Below are 16,801 nucleotides of genomic sequence, written 5' to 3'. Positions count from 1 at the left end.
CTACAGCTTGACCCAACCGGCCGGCGGTTCCTTGCCCGGATGGATCGTGCCGCAGTTCGGGCAGGTGCGGGCCTGTTCGTCAGCATAGAACGCCTTGTAGATCGGCGGCAGGTCATCGACGATCGATTCCAGATCGACCTCGGCCCGGTGCACGCGCGCGCTGCATTCGAAGCAATACCATTCCACCGCATCCAGCGCGCCTTCGGGACGCGCGGGTTCGATCACCAGCCCGATGGATCCTTCCTGCGGGCGCTGGGGCGAATGGCGGATATGGGCGGGCAGCAGGAACACATCGCCCTCGCGGATCGGGACGTCATAGAATTCGCCCGACGAGGTATCGTGCAGTTTCAGCAGCATGTCGCCCTTGAGCTGGTAGAAGAATTCTTCCACCGGGTCGTCATGGTAATCGGTGCGCTGGTTCGGGCCGCCGACCACGGTGACCATCAGGTCGGCATCCTTGAACACCATCTGGTTGCCCACCGGGGGCTTGAGCAGATGCTTGTGTTCGTCGATCCACTTCTGGAAGTTGAAGGCTTGCAGGCGTGCCATTGGGGTCTCCCTGTCTTTATCGGATCATGCAAGTTTCAGGCCGCAGGCGTCAAACGCCTTGCGGGTCGCTGCGCGTTCTTCTTCGGTCAGTTCAAGGCAGGGCGGGCGCACGCGGCCGCCGGTCTGGCCCAGCAGGGTCTGCCAGTATTTCTGGTGGCTGTGCGGCTTTTCGGCCGGGCGGGTGGATTTCAGCGCATGGCGCACCGGATCGAGGCTGTCGCGGATGCGCCGCGCCTCGTCGGCCTTGCCGGCAAAGGCCAGGTCCGTGTACTGGCGCATCCGCTTGTCGGCCGCCGTCTGGATCAGATAGGGCGGCGAGGAGCACAGATAGAGCTGCCAGTTCAGCTCCAGGATGTTGTCCAGCCATTCCTCTTCCGAGGCGGTCGAGACAAGGATGCGGTCCGAGGCAAGCCGCGTCAGGTCCTTGTACATCTCACGCTCGACCGAATACTTGATCGCGACGACCGTTTCGATATCGGCCAGCCGGTTGCACAGCTGGGGCGACATCAGATAGCCGCTGTCGGGGTGCGACCAAAGGGCGATGCCGATATCCACCGCTGACGCGATGGTTTCGTAATAGCGGATCAGCGTTTCGTCCTGCTGCTTGAAGAAATGCAGCACGGGGGCGTGGACGACGATGTAATCGGCACCGCTGGCCTGAGCGTGCTTGGCAAGATCAATCACCACATCCATGTTCTGATCCGAACAGGACATGATGGTCTGCGCCCGCCCGCCCGCCGCCTCGACCGCAAGGTCAAAGCAGCGCTTGCGTTCGTCCACCGACATGGAAAAGAACTCGCCCTGTTTGCCGGCGATGAAGAAGCCGTCGATCCCCAGATCTTCGATCCAGTGGTCCATGTTGGCGCGGAACCCGTCTTCGTCGATCGACAGGTCGTCCTTGAACGGCATCAGCGCAGCGGCCCAGATGCCTTTCATGTTGGCAAAGGCATGGGCCTTGGCATCCTTGCGGGTGTATTTCATGTCGCTCCCCCTCAGAACGTCATCTTGTGCGAGACGTTCTTGATGATCGTGTAATGGTCGAGGCCCTCGGCCCCGCCCTCGCGGCCGTAGCCGGAATATTTCACGCCGCCGAACGGCACTTCGGCGACGGATGCCTCGAGCGTGTTGATCGACAGGTTGCCGACCTCCATCCCGTCGATCAGCTTGTCGACGTTGGCGGCGCTGTGGGTAAAGGCATAGCCCGCCAGACCAAAGGGCAGGTCATTGGCGCGCAGGATGCCTTCGTCCAGATCCTTGATCGGGTTGATGACGGCCAGCGGGCCAAAGGGTTCTTCCTGCATCACGCGGGCATCATAGGGCACGTCGGCCAGCACGGTGGGCGCCCAGAAATAGCCCCGGTTGCCGATCCGGTGGCCGCCCGCCAGCAGCTTTGCCCCCTTGGCCACCGCATCGTCCACCAGCGTTTGCAGCGCGATCAGGCGGCGATCATTGGCAACCGGGCCCATTTCGGTGGCAGGGTCGAACCCGTCGCCGGTGACGGTGGCCTTTGCCCGGGCGACGAAGGCATCAGTATAGGCCCGCACTTTCGATTCATGCACAAAGAACCGCGTGGGCGAGGTGCAGACCTGCCCGGCATTGCGATATTTGCGTTCCGCCGACAGCTTGCCCGCGACCACCTCGTCCGCATCGTCACAGACAATGACGGGGGCATGGCCGCCCAGTTCCATCAGCACTGGGGTCATGGCGCTGGCCGCCATTTCCGTCAGGTGCCGGCCCACGGCGGTCGAGCCGGTAAAGGCCACCAGGCGGACCTGATCCTTGGGAATCAGATAGCCCGAAATCTCGGCCGGGCGGCCGAAGACCAGGTTGAACACCCCGGCCGGCAGGCCCGCATCGTGAAACGCCCGCGCAATATGCAGCGCGCCTGCCGGGGTTTCCTCGGCCGCCTTGAGGATGATCGAACAGCCCGAGGCCAGGGCCCCCGCGATCTTGCGCGCCGGCTGGCTCATCGGGAAGTTCCAGGGGCTGAAGGCCGCCACGGTGCCGACCGGCTGGCGCAGCACGATATAGCGGATGCCCGCCTCGGACGGCACGACCCGGCCATAAAGGCGCTGGCCCTCGGCCGCATCCCATTCAAAGAATTCGCAGCCCCGGATCACCTCCAGCCGCGCCTGCTGGAACGGCTTGCCATGTTCCAGCGTGATGGCACGGGCAATCTCGTCGATCCGCTCGCGCATGATGGCGCAGGCTTTCAGGATGATGTCGCCCCGCACCCGCGGCGCCATCCGCGACCAGATGCGAAAGCCCTTGTCCGCCGCCTCCAGCGCATCGTCCAGATCGGCCTGGCTTGCCACCGGCAGCGCCCCCAGCACCGATTCATCGGCCGGGTTCAGCACTGGAATGGTTTCGGCCGTCTTGCGCCACTTGCCGCCGATATACAGCTGAAGGTCGGGATAGCTCATGGATCACCTGCGCGTTCGTGCGTGGCCGGGGCCACCTGTCGCGGGCAAGATGCGCGGGCGGGGATTTCCAATCAAGTGAATTGCAGTTAGTCTGATATTCCCATCCGGAATATCTGGTGCTGCATGAGCCTGCTGGAATCGCGCATGACCCTGCGCAACCTGCGCCTGATCGTCGTCATCGCGCGCGAGGGCAATCTGGTCCGCGCCGCCCAGGCGATGAACATGACGCAATCCGCCGTCACCAAGGCCCTGCAAGAGGCCGAGGCAACCATCGGCGCCCCGCTGTTCGATCGCACCAATCGCGGCGTTCTGCCCACCGCCATGGGCGAGGCGCTGATCGCCCATGCCCAGGTGATCCTGGCCCAGATCCGCCACGCCGAACAGGAACTGGCCGATCTGCGCGACGGCTCCAGCGGCACGGTGGTGGTCGGCACGCTGCTGGCGGCCTCGGCCCTGCTGTTGCCGCGGGCCATCGCGCGGGTCAAGGCGGCGCGGCCCAACCTGATCGTGCGCATCGTCGAAGGCACGAACGACACGCTGATGCCCCAGCTGCGCAACGGCACCATCGACCTTGTGGTCGGCCGCCTGCCGGTGTTTCGCGAACGCGACGGGATCGAGCAAGAGGAACTGCTCGACGATCACGCCGCGGTCGTGGCTCGCGCCGGCCATCCGCTGGGCGGGCGCGCCAGCCTGACGCTGGGGGACATGGCGGGCCAGCGCTGGATCCTGCCGCGCCCCGAAACCACCTTGCGCCGCCAGGTGGACGAGGCGTTCCGCGCCGCTGGCCTGCGCGCGCCCCAGGGGGATGTGGAATCCATGTCCGTGCTGGCCAATCGCGAGATCCTCTTGCGCACCGATTACCTGACGGTCTGGCCGCTGGAACTGGCCCGGATCGAGGCGCGGACCGGCGCCTTCACCATCCTGCCGGTCGATCTGTCGCAAACCCGCCGCCCGGTCGGCATATCCACCCGGGCCAATGGCCGCCTGACCCCGGCGGCCGAGGTCTTTATCCGCGCCTTGCGCGAAACGGCCGCGCGCGATCTTAGCGCTGATACTTGATGAACGGCGTCAGCTTCGCGATCCGGTCATACAGCTGCCGCGCCGTGGTGTTGAACTCTTGCGTCATCCAGTAGACCGAAGGGGTGCCATGGCGGTCCGCCTCGGCATAGACCGCCTCGATCAGTTTGCGCCCCGCCCCGGTGCCGCGCACCGCAGGATCGACATACAGATCCTGCAGGTAGCACACATCCTCAAGCCGCCAGTTGTGCGCATGATAGATGTAATGCACCAGCCCGATCAACGCGCCATCCTGTTCGGCGACAAAGGCGCCGCGCTCGGCATGCGCCGGGTCGATCAGCCGGGCAAAGGTGGCCGTATAGACCTCCTCGGGCACCGTGGACTGATAGAACTCAAGGTATCCGGTCCACAGCTGCCGCCACTGGGCCTCGTCCTTCTGGTCCAAAGGTCGGATCGTGACGGTCATGCGTGCCTCCCTGCCTGTCGGCATCAACCTTGGCCAAGGCCCGCAAAACTGCAACCCCAGCCTTTCATCTGTCCTTCAAATATCCCGGGGGAGTCCGGCCCCCGGGCCGGACGGGGGCTGGCCCCCGCCCCCCTTTTACGACCCGCGATACGTCGAATACCCATAGGGCGACAGCAACAGCGGCACATGATAATGCGCCATCGGATCGCTCATCCCGAACCGGATCGGCACCTGATCCAGAAACAGCGGCTCGGCCCCCGCCTGACCGCTGGCGCGCAGGTAGTCGCCAGCATGGAACACCAGCTCATAGGTGCCGGTCTGGAACCGCTCGGCCGGCAGGATATGCGCATCGGTGCGCCCGTCGGCATTGGTCCGCATCTCGGCCAGCAGCTCTCGCTGATCCGCATGGATCCGATAGAGCGCAATCGCCAGCCCTTCGGCCGGACAGCCCCGTGCAGTATCCAGAACATGGGTGGTCAGCCATCCGGCCATCCGGCATCCTCCTGCTTTTTCGCCACATTGCCGCAAGGCTGCGCGCGATACTACCGCGCGATCCCGCGAAAACAGCTATCGGAAGTTTTTGAAAGCCGCCCCCGCATTCCTGCGCTATCCCTGAACCATCCAGATCCGGAGACTGCCATGCACCGCTATCCGCGCGATTTCACCGGCCATGGGGCCACGCCCCCGCAAGCGAACTGGCCCGGCGGCGCCCGCGTCGCGATCAGCCTGGTGCTGAACTACGAAGAGGGCGGCGAGAATTCGATCCTCCATGGCGATGCGGCCTCCGAAGGGTTCCTGTCCGACATCGCCGGCGCGGCCCCCTGGCCGGGGATGCGGCACTGGAACATGGAATCGATCTACGATTACGGCGCCCGCGCCGGCTTCTGGCGCCTGCACCGGCTGTTCACCCAGCGCGGCCTGCCTGTCACCATCTATGGCGTCGCCACCGCGCTGGCCCGTGCCCCCGAACAGGTCGCCGCGATGAAATCCGCCGGCTGGGACATTGCCAGCCACGGCCTGAAATGGGTCGATCACCGCGACATGCCCGAGGATGAGGAACGCCGCCAGATCGCCGAGGCCGTGCGCCTGCATACCGAAGTGGTCGGCACCGCGCCCACCGGCTGGTATACCGGCCGCTGCTCGGTCAACACGGTGCGGCTGACGGCGGAACTGGGCCTGCCGTGGATCTCCGACACTTATGATGACGATCTGCCCTATTGGGCCGAATTCGGGGACCGCGACCAGCTGATCCTGCCCTATACGCTCGAGGCAAACGACATGCGCTTTGCCACCGCGCCCGGCTGGGTGACGGGGCAGGATTTCGGCCAATACCTGATCGACAGCTTTGATACGCTGTATGCCGAAGGCGGGCGGATGTTCTCGATCGGTCTGCATTGCCGGCTGATCGGGCGCCCCGGCAAGATCGCGGGGCTGATCCGCTTTCTCGATCACGTCGCGGCCAAGGGCGGCGCCTGGTTCGCCACCCGCAGCGACATCGCGGCCCATTGGGCTGCCCTCCACCCCCATCAGCGGCGCGAACGCCCCAGCCAGATGACCCGCGACCGCTTTGTCGAACGCTTTGGCGGCGTGTTCGAACATTCCCTCTGGATCGCCGACCGCGCCTGGAACCTGGAACTGGGCCCCGCCCATGACAGCGCGACCGGCGTTCACAACGCGCTGTGCCGCATGTTCCGCTCGGCCAGCGCGGCCGAGCGGCTGGGCGTGCTGCGTGCCCACCCCGATCTGGCCGGCAAACTGGCGCAGGCCCGCCGCCTGACCGCAGAATCGACCCAGGAACAGGCCAGCGCCGGGCTGGATGCCCTGACCGATGCCGAACGCGCCAGCTTTCAGCAGCTGAACACCGATTATGTGGCGAAACACGGCTTTCCCTTCATCATCGCCGTGCGCGACCATTCCAAGGCCTCGATCCTCGCGGCCTTCCACACCCGGATCGCCAACGATACCGACACCGAATTCGCCACCGCCTGCGCCCAGGTGGAACGCATTGCCGAACTGCGGCTTCAGGACATGCTGAAATGACCGGCTATTACACCCCCCCCGGCGGCTTGCCGCCCCAGACCGCCCTGATGACCCAGCGCGCGGTCTTCACCAATGCCTATGCCTTCATCCCGCGCGGCTGCTTTTCCGACATCGTCACCAGCTACCTGCCCGGCTGGCGCGCCACCCGCCTGTGGCTGATCGCGCGGCCTATGTCCGGCTTTGCCGAAACCTTCAGCCAATATGTGATGGAACTTGCCCCCGGCGGCGGATCCGATGCCCCCGATGCCGAGGCCGGCGCCGAACACTGGCTGTTCTTCACCAGCGGCCTTGCCACCCTGACCATCGACGGCCAAGGCTACGAGGTGGAAACCGGCTCCTACGCCTATATCCCTGCCGGTGCCACCTGGACCTTGCTGGCCGAAGGCCACCAGCCCACCCGCTTCCACTGGCTGCGCAAACTCTACGAACCCGCCCCCGGCGTCCCCGCGCCCGAGGCTTTCGTGACCTCTGACCGCGATACCCCGGTGCGCTGGATGCCCGATACCGGCGAGCGCTGGGGCACCACGCGTTTTGTCGAACCCGAGGATCTGCGCCACGACGCCCATGTGAACATCGTCACCTTCCGGCCAGGCGGGGTCATCCCCTTCGAGGAAACCCATGTCATGGAACACGGGCTTTATGTCCTCGAGGGCAAGGCGGTCTACAAGCTCAACCAGGACTGGATCGAGGTCGAGGCCGGCGATTTCATGTGGCTGCGCGCCTATTGCCCACAGGCCTGCTATGCCGCCGGTCCGGGCCCGTTCCGCTACCTGCTCTACAAGGACGTGAACCGCCACGCGAAACTGCGCGGCCCAGGCGCCTTCGGTCCGCCGCGATGATCTGGCGGCCCGCCCCTTTGGCGCGGCCCGGTTTTCTCTACGCTCCATCCGCGCGGGGCCGACCTGCCTGCCCCACGCGGCCCCACTTTGCCTTTTTCCAAATACCCCACGGGGGTCCGGGGGTGTGAAACCCCCGGCGCCCGCCACAAGCGGATCATCAGACCATGACGCGCCAGATCACCGCAGCCCCCCTGACCTCTGACGCCTTCGCGCCCTATGGCGACGTGCTCGATGCCACCGGCGATTTCCGCCTCATCAATGATGGCTGGTGCCAGCGCCACCATGATCGCGCGCGGCTGGACTTCGGCCTAGATGGCCGCGCCGGCCTCTCGATCTTTCAGGCCCGCCCGCGTGCGCTGCCCTACAGCTTCGATCTGATCGAGCGTCACCCCGATGGCAGCCAGGCCTTTCTGCCGATGACCCAGCATCCGTTCCTGGTGATCGTGGCCGATGGTCCGCAGGCCACCCCGCGCGCCTTTCTGACCGCGCCGGGGCAGGGCATCAACCTGCATCGCGGCACATGGCACGGGGTGCTGACCCCGCTCCACGCACCCGGCCTGTTTGCCGTGGTCGACCGGATCGGCCCGACACCCAACATCGACGAATACCGCTACGCCCAGCCGTGGACGGTCCTGGCCCCCTGTAGGGTCCAACCGGGCCGCGGGACCGGGGGCCTGCGGTGACGGCCAAAAACAATCCCCCACAGGGAAGGAACCCATCCTATGGCCGATACAAGCCTTGGGACCGCTGCACAATTGCGCGATCCCGACTTCATGCCGCCACTTGCGCGGGCGGTGCCGCTGGGCATCCAGCATGTGCTGGCGATGTTCGTCTCGAATGTCACGCCAGCGATCATCGTCTGCGGCGCGGCCGGGATCGGCTTTGGATCGGATCAGGGGGCGCTGGGCTTTCCCGACATGACCTACATGATCCAGATGTCCATGCTGTTCGCCGGCATCGCCACGCTGTTCCAGTCGATCGGCTTTGGCCCGGTCGGGGCGCGGCTGCCGATCGTCCAGGGCACCTCGTTCGCCTTTGTGCCGATCATGATCCCGGCGGTTGCGGGGCTTGGCGCGGCCGGGCTTGCGGGGCTGATGACCGGCATCGTCATCGGCGGGATGTTCCACTTCTGCCTTGGCTTCGTGATCGGCCGCATGCGCCATGCGCTGCCACCGCTGGTCACCGGGCTGATCGTGCTGATGATCGGGCTCGCGCTGGTCAAGGTGGGCATCCAGTATGCCGCCGGGGGCGCCCCGCGCATGGGCAAACCGGAATTCGGCAGCCTTGCCATGTGGACCCCCGCGCTGGTCGTTGTGATCGTCACCTTGCTGGTCAAGTTCTTTGCCCGCGGCTTTCTGGCCGTGGCGGCCGTGCTGATCGGCATCGTGGCCGGCTATCTGGTTGCGCTGGCCATGGGGCAGGTCAGCTTTACCGCCATTGACCGGGCGGGCTGGTTCTCGGTTCCCATGCCCTTCAAATGGGGGTTCGAGTTCAATCTGGCCATCGTTCTGGGCATGTGCTTCATGGCGGTGATCTCGGCCATCGAGACGGTGGGCGATGTGTCGGGCATCACCAAGGGCGGCGCCGGGCGCGAGGCGACGGACAAGGAAATCTCGGGCGCGACCTTTGCCGACGGCGCGGGCACGGCCGTTGCGGGCATCTTTGGCGGGTTGCCGAACACCTCGTTCAGCCAGAATGTCGGCCTGATCGCCATGACCGGGGTCATGAGCCGCCACGTCGTCACCGTGGGTGCGCTGTTCCTGATCGTCTGCGGCCTGATCCCCAAGATCGGCGCCGCGATCAACACCGTGCCGATCAACGTGCTGGGCGGCGGGGTGATCGTGATGTTCGGCATGGTCTGCGCGGCGGGCGTCAACATGCTGTCCGAGGTGCGCTGGAACCGGCGCAACATGGTGATCTTTGCCACGGCCCTGTCGGTCGGCCTTGGGCTTCAGCTGGAACCTTCGGCGCTGCAGCATGTGGGGCAGACGGCGCAGATCCTGCTGACCTCGGGCCTGCTTCCGGCGGCGGCCATCGCCATCACGCTGAACCTGATCCTGCCCGAGGACCTGGGCGAGTGATCACGCCAGCAGCCGGTCCAGCGCCGCATCCAGCGGGGCGGGGCCGGCGTCGGGCACCAGCCGCACCGGCAAGGTCAGCACCTTGCGGCGAAAGGCGGCGGGCAGGCGGACGGCATCCTTTTCGGTCGTCACCAGCTGCGCGCCTTTCAGCTTTGCCTCGCCCTCCAGCCGGGTCAGCAGGGCGGGGGCAAAGGGCTGATGATCCCCCAGCGCCACGGTGCCGACCAGATCGGCCCCCTCAGTGGCAAGGGTGGCAAAGAACTTTTCCGGGTGGCCGATCCCGGCAAAGGCCAGCACCCGCTCGCCCTGCCAGCCCATGCCCATCCGAAGCGGGCGCAGCACCGCGCGCTGGCGCGGCACAGGCCCCAGGGACGCCCCCCATAGCGCGGTGAACCGATCCTGCGCCGCCGGTTCCCCAATGGTCAGCAGCAGATCGGCGCGGGCCAGCCCGGCCGCCACCGGCTCGCGCAGCGGACCGGCCGGCAGGCAGCGCCCGTTGCCAAAGCCGCGCGCCGCATCGACGACGACGATGGACAGATCCTTGGCCACCGACGGGTTCTGGAACCCGTCGTCCAGCAGCACGACCTGCGCGCCCTCGGCCTCGGCCAGCTGCACGCCTGCCGCACGGTCGCGGGCGATATAGGCGCGGGCAAAGGCGGCCAGCAACAGCGGCTCGTCCCCGACATCCGCCGCCGTATGGGCGTTCGGGTCCACCCGCAGCGGCCCTGCCAGGCGCCCGCCATGGCCCCGGCTGACCACCGCCACCTTCAGCCCCCGCGCCGCCAGCCGTTCGGCCAGCAGAATCGCGGTTGGCGTCTTGCCGGTGCCCCCGGCATTGAGGTTGCCAATGCAGATCACCGGCACCTTTGCCCGATACCCGGGCCCGCCCCGCGCCAGCCGCCGCGCCGTGGCCGCCGCATAGATCACCCCCAGCGGCGCCAGCAACCGGGCCTGCCATCCGGGCCGGTCCGGCGGGTTGAACCAGAAGGCGGGGGCGTGGCTCATGCCTTGGGCGCCCTGAGCAGATCGGCCGCAAGGTCAAGCGCAAGGTTCGTCGCATCCGCCCCCGCCGAGGCAACGCCCCAGGCCGCCTGCGCAAGACGCGCGCAGCGGTCGGCCGCCAGCAGATCGCCCACCGCCTCGCCCAGATCGGCGGGAACCCGCACCAGACGGCTGCCGCCCGCGCGGCGCAGGCGGGCGAAATTCTCGGTCTCGGTGCCGGTTTCCGGGCCGTGGATGATGGCCGATCCCATGGCCGCAGCCTCGAACGGGTGACGCAAGGGGCCGGGGCCGGACAGGGTGCCGCCGCACCATGTCATGGGGGCCAGGCGATACCACAGGCCCATCTCGCCCTCGGTATCCGCCAGGTAGACCTGTGTCTCTTCGCCCGGTTCCTCGTCCAGCGAGCGGCGGGCGCATTCCAGCCCGAATTCCCCGTTCAGCCGTTCGGCCAGCGCATCGGCGCGCGCGGGGCTGTCGGGCACCAGCACCAGAAGCAGCCGATGGGCGCTGCGCAGGGCCGACAGATGCGCGGCGGCGATCGTGTCATCCTCGGCCTCGGGCACGCCGACAGCCAGCCAGACCGGCCGGGTGCCCAGCGTGCGCGCAAGGGCGGCGCGTTCGGGCTCGTTCACCGGCTGGATGCGCGAGGGCACTTCCAGCGGCCCTGTCACCTGGATGATGCCCGACGGCGCCCCGGCGCGATGGAACAGGCGCTGCGCCACCGGATCTTGCACCAGAACCTGGCGGAAGGGGCGCATGATGCCGGGCATCAGCCGGTGGCACCAGCGCGGGCCGGGCAAATCGGGGGCCCGGCCATCCACCAGCAGCATCGGCACGCCGCGCTCGGCCGCCATGTGCAGCAGGACGGGGCGCAGGACGCCATCGGCCCAGATCCCCAGATCGGGGCGCCAGTGATCGAAAAAGGCCGCGACCGCAGCAGCCCGGTCAGGCGGCGGCGCGATGGTGTGGCCGCCGGGGCAGTCGCCCAGACCGGGACAGGTGACGACGACAGCGTCCACCAGCCCGCGTTCGGTCAGCCCGCAGGCCAGAGGCCCCAGCCCGCGCGCTGCCTGCGGTGCAGGCGCGTGCAACCAGGCCACCCGCCCCGCCGGCCGGGCGGGCCAGTCGGGTTGCCCCGGGTCTTCCGCGTCACGATGCAGCGCACGGAACAGCCGCAGTCCAAGAGGCAACACCGGACCCGTCCTGCCCGATCAGCCGCCAAGTTCCGAGGTGGCGCCGGTCGGCTGCGCCTCGTCGTGCAGCCGGTGCAGGTGGGCGATGAAATACCGCATGTGGGCATTGTCGACGGTCCGCTGCGCCTCGGCCTTCCAGGCCTTGAAGGCGCTGGCATAGTCGGGGAACATGCCGACGATGTGGATATCGTCGACATTGCGGAACTCGGTGCTGCCGGGGTTTACCAGCTCGCCCCCGAACACGAGATGCAGTCGCTGGGTCATGCGGGCTCCTTTGCGCAAGATTGCGCCAAGGGTAGACGATGTGATCGCAGCGTCAAGGCTTGGTCCGGCCTTGGGGGCCTGTGTCGCCACGCCGGGACAAGTCTGCTGCGCCGGTGGGCTGATGGCGCAGCCTTGCCGCATTCCTGACCAGCGCGGCGCCGGATCGCGGGGCGCCCGCCCGCGTCGGCTTGTGCCCGGTCGGTGGGCGTGCTGTCCTGCGGACCACCCTTGCAGACCGATGACCGGGATCGCGGATGATCGCACAGGATGACGCCTGCGAGCTGGTCGCAGCCTTTGCCAGCGGGCAGACGACCCCCCTTGCGCTGGCCGAGGCGACCCTTGCGCAGATCGCGGCGCTTGATCCTGTCCTCAATGCCGTTTCGGCGCTGTCCGATACGCTGTTGGCCGAGGCGCAGGCGGCCACGCGCCGCTGGCAGGCCGGGGCGCCTTGCGGGCCGCTGGATGGTGTGCCGCTGATCGTAAAGGACAATCTGGTCAGCGCCGGTCTGCCCGCCGCCTGGGGCAATGCCGCGCTGGCCCGCCGCATGGCTGCGCAGGACGAGCGCCCCGTCGCCATGCTGCGGGCTGCAGGGGCGCTGGTGGTCGGCAAGGGCAATACGCCGGAATTCGCGGTCGAGGGGTTCACCGCCAACTTGACCTTTGGCACAACGCGCAATCCGTTCGATCCGCGCCTTACGCCGGGCGGGTCGTCGGGCGGCGTCGTGGCGGCCGTGGCCTCGGGCATGGCTTTTGCGGGGCTGGCAACCGATGGTGGCGGCTCGATCCGGCGGCCTGCGGGCTATTGCGGGCTTTATGGTCTGAAGCCGGGGATCGGCACGGTGGCGCGCGGGGGTGGCCTGCCGCAGGTGCTGCTGGATTTCGAGGTCGCCGGCCCCGTCGCCCGGTCCTTGCGCGACATCCGCCTTCTGCACAGCGTGCTGACCGGCCAGCCTGACCGCCCTGTGATGGCGCGGCCCGCGCGCATTCTGGCGGTTGCCGCGCTGGCCGATGCCCCGTGCGATCCGGACATCCGCACGGCCTTTGCCGAAACGGTCGAGGCGCTGCGGCGCGCCGGGCATGACGTGACCGTTGGTCCGCTGCCGCTGGAAATGGCGCCGCTGAATGCCGGCTGGCGCACCATTGCCGAAGTCGGGCTGGCCGCCTGTTTCGCCGCCGATCCCGAACTCGCAGAGGCCGCGGCCCCGAAGTATCGGGACATGGCAGCGCGCGGTGCAGCTGTGGCCGCCCCGGCCTTCCATGCGGTCCTCGATGCGGTGTTTCGCTTGCGCGAGGAGGCGCGGGGGCTTTGGGGCCATGATGCGGTCCTGATGCCCTGTTCGGCCGCGCATCCCTGGCCAGCCGATGAAAGCCACCCGGCCGTGATCGACGGCCAGCCGGTCGGACCACGAGGGCATGCGGTCTATACCGGCTGGGTGAATGCGGCGGGCCTGCCTGCGCTGGCCTTTCCGGCGCAGCGTTCGGCAGGCCTGCCGGTGGGCATGCAGATTGTCGGCCCCATGGGGTCGGAAACCGCGCTGATGGACATGCTGGCGCCGCTTGCCCCAAGGTTTCGCTGGCCGGATCTTGCGCTCAGGCCAGCGTAAGGGCGACCTGGCCAAGCCCTGCGATCTGGCCCGCGACGGCATGGCCCGGCCCGAACCAGGGCAGGCCGCACAGCGATCCGGTGATCACCACCTGACCGGGCTGCAGGCCGCCGCAATGGTCCCCGACATTGGCCACCAGCAAGGCCAGATTGGCCAGCGCCGAGCCGCCGGGCACCGTTGCCGGGCCATCCAGCACCACCTGATCCCCGACCCGCAACGCGCCGGTCACGGTGCCAAAGTCCGACCCGTCCCAATCGGACAGACCCCCGCCCACCACCAGACCGGCGTTGACCTGAAGATCGGCCAGCTTCATCGCCGGATCGTCCGCAGCAGGACCGGACAGCCGTGTGTCGACCAGTTCCAGCACCACGCAGGGCCGGAAAAAGGCCGCAAGATCGGTCGGCAGATCGCCAGCCGGCAAGGGGGCGATCAGCTCGAACCCGACCTCCAGCTCGACCCCGACCCGGTCGCGCACCGTGCGTGTGCCGCCATCGTTGATGCGATGACATGCCGGGATCGGGGCCAGGATCGGTGCGCCCCCCGCGACCCGCGCGACCTTGAAGCCCGCGACCGGCCCAAGCGCGGCCATGACGGCGGCTTGCACCGAAAGCGCCTGGTCCCGCGACAGCGGCAGGACCGGGGCTTCAACGCGGGTGCCGGTCCTGTGCGCCTCGATCAGCGCGGCGGCAAGGGTCTGGGGGTCGGTCATGGCGTCTCCTGAAGATGGGCCGCGACTTCCTGCGCGGCGCAAAGGATCGGGTTGAACAGGCGCACCGGCGCGCGGGGGCGCAAACGCTCGGCCGCAGCGCCCAAGGGGCCGCCGCCGATGATGACATGCGCCGCCCCGGCAGCTGCTGCGCGGCGTATCGTGTCCAGCAAGGCGCTGTCCAGTGCCTCGGGATCTTGCATCAACGCCAGCGGATCGCCCTGTGCCAGGAAACAGCCCAGGTAGTGCCCGGCAGACCCCTTGGCGCGCATCAGGCTGTCGATCAGCGGGGCCAGTGCCGGGGTCGTGGTCGCCACCGCAAAGGCCGCACCAGCGGCAGATGCCGCCCGCGCGCTGGCCGCGCCGATGCCGACCACCGGGCAAGGCAGCCGCGCCTGCAACCCGTCGGCCCCTGGATCGCCAAAGGCCGACACGATGACGGCGCCAAGGTCCGGCCACGGCGTTTCCGCCGCGACCAGCAGGGCGGCGCGGGCCAGATCCTCGGGGGTCGAGATCAGCGGCGGGCCGGACGGGGCCGTCCATCCATCGGGGGGGATCGGCAGCGCGGTGGCCGCAATGGCGCACATCACCCTGGTCGTCTGCGCGTTGCTGTTGGGGTTCATCAGCAGGACGGGTTTCATCAAGCCTCGGTGAATGGGCGCCGCAGCGCAGCAAGGTGACAGGGTCGGACGCAGAGCGCGCCAGGTTCGGGAAACCGCGTCAGGGCCAAGCCGTCAAGAACGCCGCTCACCGACAGCCGGGGCCCTGTCATTCGCGACGGGCGGTGCCCAATAAACCGCCAAAAACCGCAGATCCGAACGCAGATTGGGCGTTTTCTGCGATTGCAAACAATAATGTTGCGCTGCGGCATGATTTCCGCCCGAGGCCGCCTGCGCCGGTGTTTTCTTGTTCCTGCACGAAAGCCGCAGACCCAAAGGCGGCACCTGCAAGACACGGAACAGGACAGGGGGCAATCCGCAATGAAATTCGAACGACTGATCTGGGGCGCACGGGGGCTGGCCATCACGGCCGCACTTGCCGCCGCGCCGGCGCTGGCACAGGGCACCTTGCGCGTGGGCATGACCGCATCGGACATTCCGCTGACCACCGGCCAGACCGATCAGGGCGGCGAGGGGATGCGCTTCATGGGCTATACGGTCTATGACGCGCTGATCAACTGGGATCTGACCTCGGCCGACAAGCCGTCGGGGCTGATCCCCGGCCTTGCGACGGAATGGGGCGTGGGCGCCGACCAGCTGACCTGGACCTTCAAGCTTCGTCAGGGCGCCAAGTTCCACGACGGGTCCGAGTTCGACGCAGCCGCCGCGGTGTGGAACTTTGACAAGCTGTTGAACGACAAGTCCGAACAATACGATCCGCGCCAGGCCGCACAGGGCAAGTCGCGGATCCCGGCCGTTGCCAGCTATCGCGTGGTCGACAAATACACGCTGGAAATCGTCACCAAGACGCCCGACGCCACGCTGCCCTATCAGCTGGCCTGGATCCTGATGTCCTCGCCTGCCAACTGGGAAGCCAAGGGAAAAAGCTGGGATGCCGTCGCACAGGCGCCCTCGGGCACCGGCCCGTGGATCATGCAAAGCTTCGTGCCGCGCGAGCGGGCGGAGCTGACCCCCTTTGCCGGCTATTGGGACCCGACCCGCGTGCCCAAGCTGGACAAGCTGGTGCTGATCCCGCTGCCCGAACCCAACGCCCGTTCGGCCGCGCTGATGTCGGGGCAGGTCGACTGGATCGAGGCCCCCGCGCCCGACGTGATCCCCGCGCTGGAAGGCAACGGGTTCAAGATCGTCTCGAACACCTTGCCGCACAACTGGACCTGGCACCTGTCGCGTCTGGAAGGCTCGCCCTGGAATGACATCCGCGTGCGCAAGGCGGCAAACCTGGCCATCGACCGCGAAGGCATGAAGACCCTGCTGGGCGGGCTGATGGTTCCGGCCGAAGGCTTCCTGCCGCCGGGTTCGGCCTGGTTCGGAAATCCGACGTTCAAGGTGAAATACGACCTTGATGCCGCCAAGGCCCTGATGACCGAGGCCGGATACGGCCCCGACAAGCGGCTTGCGGTCAAGGCGCTGATCTCGCCGTCGGGGTCGGGCCAGATGCTGCCGCTGCCGATGAACGAGTTCGTCCAGCAAAGCCTTGCCGAGGCCTGGATCGACGTTGAATTCGTCGTGGTGGAATGGAACACCATGATCAACATCTGGCGGGCCGGCGCAGCATCCGAGTCGAGCCAGGGCGCGCATTCGATCAACTTCACCTACTTCATCCAGGATCCCTTTACCGGGCTGATCCGGCACCTGAGCTGTGATCTGATCGCGCCGAACGGCACCAACTGGGGCCATTATTGCGATCCCGAGATGGAGGAGAATTTCAAGGCGATCCGCACCACCTTTGATCCGGTCGAACAGACCAAGGTGCTGCAAAAGACGCATGAGAAGTTCGTGAACGATGCGCTGTTCCTGATGGTCACGCATGACGTGGCACCGCGCGCGCTGAGCCCCAAGGTCAAGGGCTTTGTCCAGGCGCAGAACTGGTATCAGAACTTCGGCACCATCACGATGGAGTAAGGGGGCAGGGGGCCCCCCGGGGCCCCCGCCTTCGC

Annotated in this window: 17 protein-coding genes; 7 read left to right on the top strand and 10 right to left on the bottom strand. The window is 67.4% G+C overall.

Annotated elements, in window-relative coordinates:
* From G481_RS0106075 to G481_RS0106065, 3 genes are read right to left on the bottom strand one after another with little or no spacing between them, the layout of a single operon-like run.
* Entirely contained in the window at positions 1 to 549 is a 549-nt protein-coding gene (locus G481_RS0106075) for a 3-hydroxyanthranilate 3,4-dioxygenase (protein ID WP_028029232.1), read from the bottom strand.
* A 24-nt stretch (positions 550 to 573) separates the two neighbouring features.
* Entirely contained in the window at positions 574 to 1,530 is a 957-nt protein-coding gene (locus G481_RS0106070; RefSeq protein ID WP_028029231.1) for a dihydrodipicolinate synthase family protein, read from the bottom strand.
* Between the two features lie 11 nt (positions 1,531 to 1,541).
* A complete protein-coding gene (locus G481_RS0106065; protein ID WP_028029230.1) occupies positions 1,542 to 2,972 on the bottom strand; it encodes an NAD-dependent succinate-semialdehyde dehydrogenase in 1,431 nt (476 codons plus the stop codon).
* A gap of 123 nt (positions 2,973 to 3,095) precedes the next feature.
* On the opposite strand from G481_RS0106065, the gene G481_RS0106060 reads away from it, so the two are divergent.
* A complete protein-coding gene (locus tag G481_RS0106060) occupies positions 3,096 to 4,031 on the top strand; it encodes a LysR family transcriptional regulator (RefSeq protein WP_028029229.1) in 936 nt (311 codons plus the stop codon).
* Here G481_RS0106060 and G481_RS0106055 read toward each other — a convergent pair.
* Together G481_RS0106055 and uraH are read right to left on the bottom strand one after the other, a co-directional pair.
* The gene (locus tag G481_RS0106055; protein ID WP_028029228.1) at positions 4,015 to 4,455 is read right to left on the bottom strand and encodes a GNAT family N-acetyltransferase; all 441 of its coding nucleotides are present in this window, start codon (positions 4,453 to 4,455) and stop codon (positions 4,015 to 4,017) included. The genes G481_RS0106060 and G481_RS0106055 overlap by 17 nt on opposite strands.
* 135 nt (positions 4,456 to 4,590) lie before the next feature.
* Positions 4,591 to 4,947, bottom strand: coding sequence for a hydroxyisourate hydrolase (gene uraH / locus G481_RS0106050; protein WP_028029227.1), 357 nt, complete (start codon positions 4,945 to 4,947; stop codon positions 4,591 to 4,593).
* 147 nt (positions 4,948 to 5,094) lie between these two features.
* On the opposite strand from uraH, the gene puuE reads away from it, so the two are divergent.
* The 4 genes from puuE to G481_RS0106030 all read left to right on the top strand — a co-directional run bounded on the left by puuE (position 5,095) and on the right by G481_RS0106030 (position 9,415).
* A complete protein-coding gene (gene puuE, locus G481_RS0106045) occupies positions 5,095 to 6,495 on the top strand; it encodes an allantoinase PuuE (protein ID WP_028029226.1) in 1,401 nt (466 codons plus the stop codon).
* A complete protein-coding gene (locus G481_RS0106040) occupies positions 6,492 to 7,334 on the top strand; it encodes a bifunctional allantoicase/(S)-ureidoglycine aminohydrolase (protein WP_028029225.1) in 843 nt (280 codons plus the stop codon). Before puuE ends, G481_RS0106040 begins: the two co-directional genes overlap by 4 nt.
* Before the next feature lie 164 nt (positions 7,335 to 7,498).
* On the top strand, positions 7,499 to 8,017 hold the full coding sequence (locus G481_RS22995) for an ureidoglycolate lyase (RefSeq protein ID WP_051294332.1): 519 nt from the start codon (positions 7,499 to 7,501) through the stop codon (positions 8,015 to 8,017).
* Positions 8,018 to 8,056: 39 nt separating this feature from the next.
* Positions 8,057 to 9,415, top strand: coding sequence for a uracil-xanthine permease family protein (locus tag G481_RS0106030; RefSeq protein ID WP_028029224.1), 1,359 nt, complete (start codon positions 8,057 to 8,059; stop codon positions 9,413 to 9,415).
* Here the strand turns inward: G481_RS0106030 and lpxK are convergent, their stop codons facing one another.
* From lpxK to G481_RS0106015, 3 genes are read right to left on the bottom strand one after another with little or no spacing between them, the layout of a single operon-like run.
* Entirely contained in the window at positions 9,416 to 10,420 is a 1,005-nt protein-coding gene (lpxK, locus tag G481_RS0106025; RefSeq protein WP_028029223.1) for a tetraacyldisaccharide 4'-kinase, read from the bottom strand.
* The gene (locus tag G481_RS0106020; protein ID WP_028029222.1) at positions 10,417 to 11,610 is read right to left on the bottom strand and encodes a 3-deoxy-D-manno-octulosonic acid transferase; all 1,194 of its coding nucleotides are present in this window, start codon (positions 11,608 to 11,610) and stop codon (positions 10,417 to 10,419) included. The genes lpxK and G481_RS0106020 overlap by 4 nt, the downstream gene beginning before the upstream one ends.
* An 18-nt stretch (positions 11,611 to 11,628) precedes the next feature.
* On the bottom strand, positions 11,629 to 11,874 hold the full coding sequence (locus G481_RS0106015; RefSeq protein WP_028029221.1) for a DUF4170 domain-containing protein: 246 nt from the start codon (positions 11,872 to 11,874) through the stop codon (positions 11,629 to 11,631).
* A 254-nt stretch (positions 11,875 to 12,128) separates the two neighbouring features.
* On the opposite strand from G481_RS0106015, the gene G481_RS0106010 reads away from it, so the two are divergent.
* Positions 12,129 to 13,478: an amidase gene (locus G481_RS0106010; RefSeq protein WP_028029220.1), complete on the top strand. Its 1,350-nt coding sequence runs from the start codon at positions 12,129 to 12,131 to the stop codon at positions 13,476 to 13,478.
* Here the strand turns inward: G481_RS0106010 and G481_RS0106005 are convergent.
* A complete protein-coding gene (locus tag G481_RS0106005) occupies positions 13,465 to 14,187 on the bottom strand; it encodes a hydratase (protein WP_028029219.1) in 723 nt (240 codons plus the stop codon). The genes G481_RS0106010 and G481_RS0106005 overlap by 14 nt on opposite strands.
* The gene (locus G481_RS0106000) at positions 14,184 to 14,825 is read right to left on the bottom strand and encodes an aspartate/glutamate racemase family protein (protein WP_028029218.1); all 642 of its coding nucleotides are present in this window, start codon (positions 14,823 to 14,825) and stop codon (positions 14,184 to 14,186) included. Before G481_RS0106000 ends, G481_RS0106005 begins: the two co-directional genes overlap by 4 nt.
* A 339-nt stretch (positions 14,826 to 15,164) precedes the next feature.
* On the opposite strand from G481_RS0106000, the gene G481_RS0105995 reads away from it, so the two are divergent.
* A complete protein-coding gene (locus G481_RS0105995; protein ID WP_035025257.1) occupies positions 15,165 to 16,766 on the top strand; it encodes an ABC transporter substrate-binding protein in 1,602 nt (533 codons plus the stop codon).
* Positions 16,767 to 16,801: the final 35 nt, after the last annotated feature.

The sequence above is a fragment of the Gemmobacter nectariphilus DSM 15620 genome (assembly GCF_000429765.1).
Taxonomy (GTDB): domain Bacteria; phylum Pseudomonadota; class Alphaproteobacteria; order Rhodobacterales; family Rhodobacteraceae; genus Wagnerdoeblera; species Wagnerdoeblera nectariphila.
This window is presented reverse-complemented; position numbering and strand designations above follow the sequence as displayed.

What these genes read in the sequence shown, in the direction of transcription:
- G481_RS0106065 (WP_028029230.1), bottom strand. Translation starts at nt 2,972, where the DNA reads ATGAGCTATCCCGACCTTCAGCTGTATATCGGCGGCAAGTGGCGCAAG.
- uraH (WP_028029227.1), bottom strand. Translation starts at nt 4,947, where the DNA reads ATGGCCGGATGGCTGACCACCCATGTTCTGGATACTGCACGGGGCTGT.
- G481_RS0106075 (WP_028029232.1), bottom strand. Translation starts at nt 549, where the DNA reads ATGGCACGCCTGCAAGCCTTCAACTTCCAGAAGTGGATCGACGAACAC.
- G481_RS0106070 (WP_028029231.1), bottom strand. Translation starts at nt 1,530, where the DNA reads ATGAAATACACCCGCAAGGATGCCAAGGCCCATGCCTTTGCCAACATG.
- G481_RS0105995 (WP_035025257.1), top strand. Translation starts at nt 15,165, where the DNA reads ATGAAATTCGAACGACTGATCTGGGGCGCACGGGGGCTGGCCATCACG.
- G481_RS0106060 (WP_028029229.1), top strand. Translation starts at nt 3,096, where the DNA reads ATGAGCCTGCTGGAATCGCGCATGACCCTGCGCAACCTGCGCCTGATC.
- G481_RS0106005 (WP_028029219.1), bottom strand. Translation starts at nt 14,187, where the DNA reads ATGACCGACCCCCAGACCCTTGCCGCCGCGCTGATCGAGGCGCACAGG.
- lpxK (WP_028029223.1), bottom strand. Translation starts at nt 10,420, where the DNA reads ATGAGCCACGCCCCCGCCTTCTGGTTCAACCCGCCGGACCGGCCCGGA.
- G481_RS0106015 (WP_028029221.1), bottom strand. Translation starts at nt 11,874, where the DNA reads ATGACCCAGCGACTGCATCTCGTGTTCGGGGGCGAGCTGGTAAACCCC.
- G481_RS0106030 (WP_028029224.1), top strand. Translation starts at nt 8,057, where the DNA reads ATGGCCGATACAAGCCTTGGGACCGCTGCACAATTGCGCGATCCCGAC.
- G481_RS0106040 (WP_028029225.1), top strand. Translation starts at nt 6,492, where the DNA reads ATGACCGGCTATTACACCCCCCCCGGCGGCTTGCCGCCCCAGACCGCC.
- G481_RS0106055 (WP_028029228.1), bottom strand. Translation starts at nt 4,455, where the DNA reads ATGACCGTCACGATCCGACCTTTGGACCAGAAGGACGAGGCCCAGTGG.
- puuE (WP_028029226.1), top strand. Translation starts at nt 5,095, where the DNA reads ATGCACCGCTATCCGCGCGATTTCACCGGCCATGGGGCCACGCCCCCG.
- G481_RS22995 (WP_051294332.1), top strand. Translation starts at nt 7,499, where the DNA reads ATGACGCGCCAGATCACCGCAGCCCCCCTGACCTCTGACGCCTTCGCG.
- G481_RS0106000 (WP_028029218.1), bottom strand. Translation starts at nt 14,825, where the DNA reads ATGAAACCCGTCCTGCTGATGAACCCCAACAGCAACGCGCAGACGACC.
- G481_RS0106010 (WP_028029220.1), top strand. Translation starts at nt 12,129, where the DNA reads ATGATCGCACAGGATGACGCCTGCGAGCTGGTCGCAGCCTTTGCCAGC.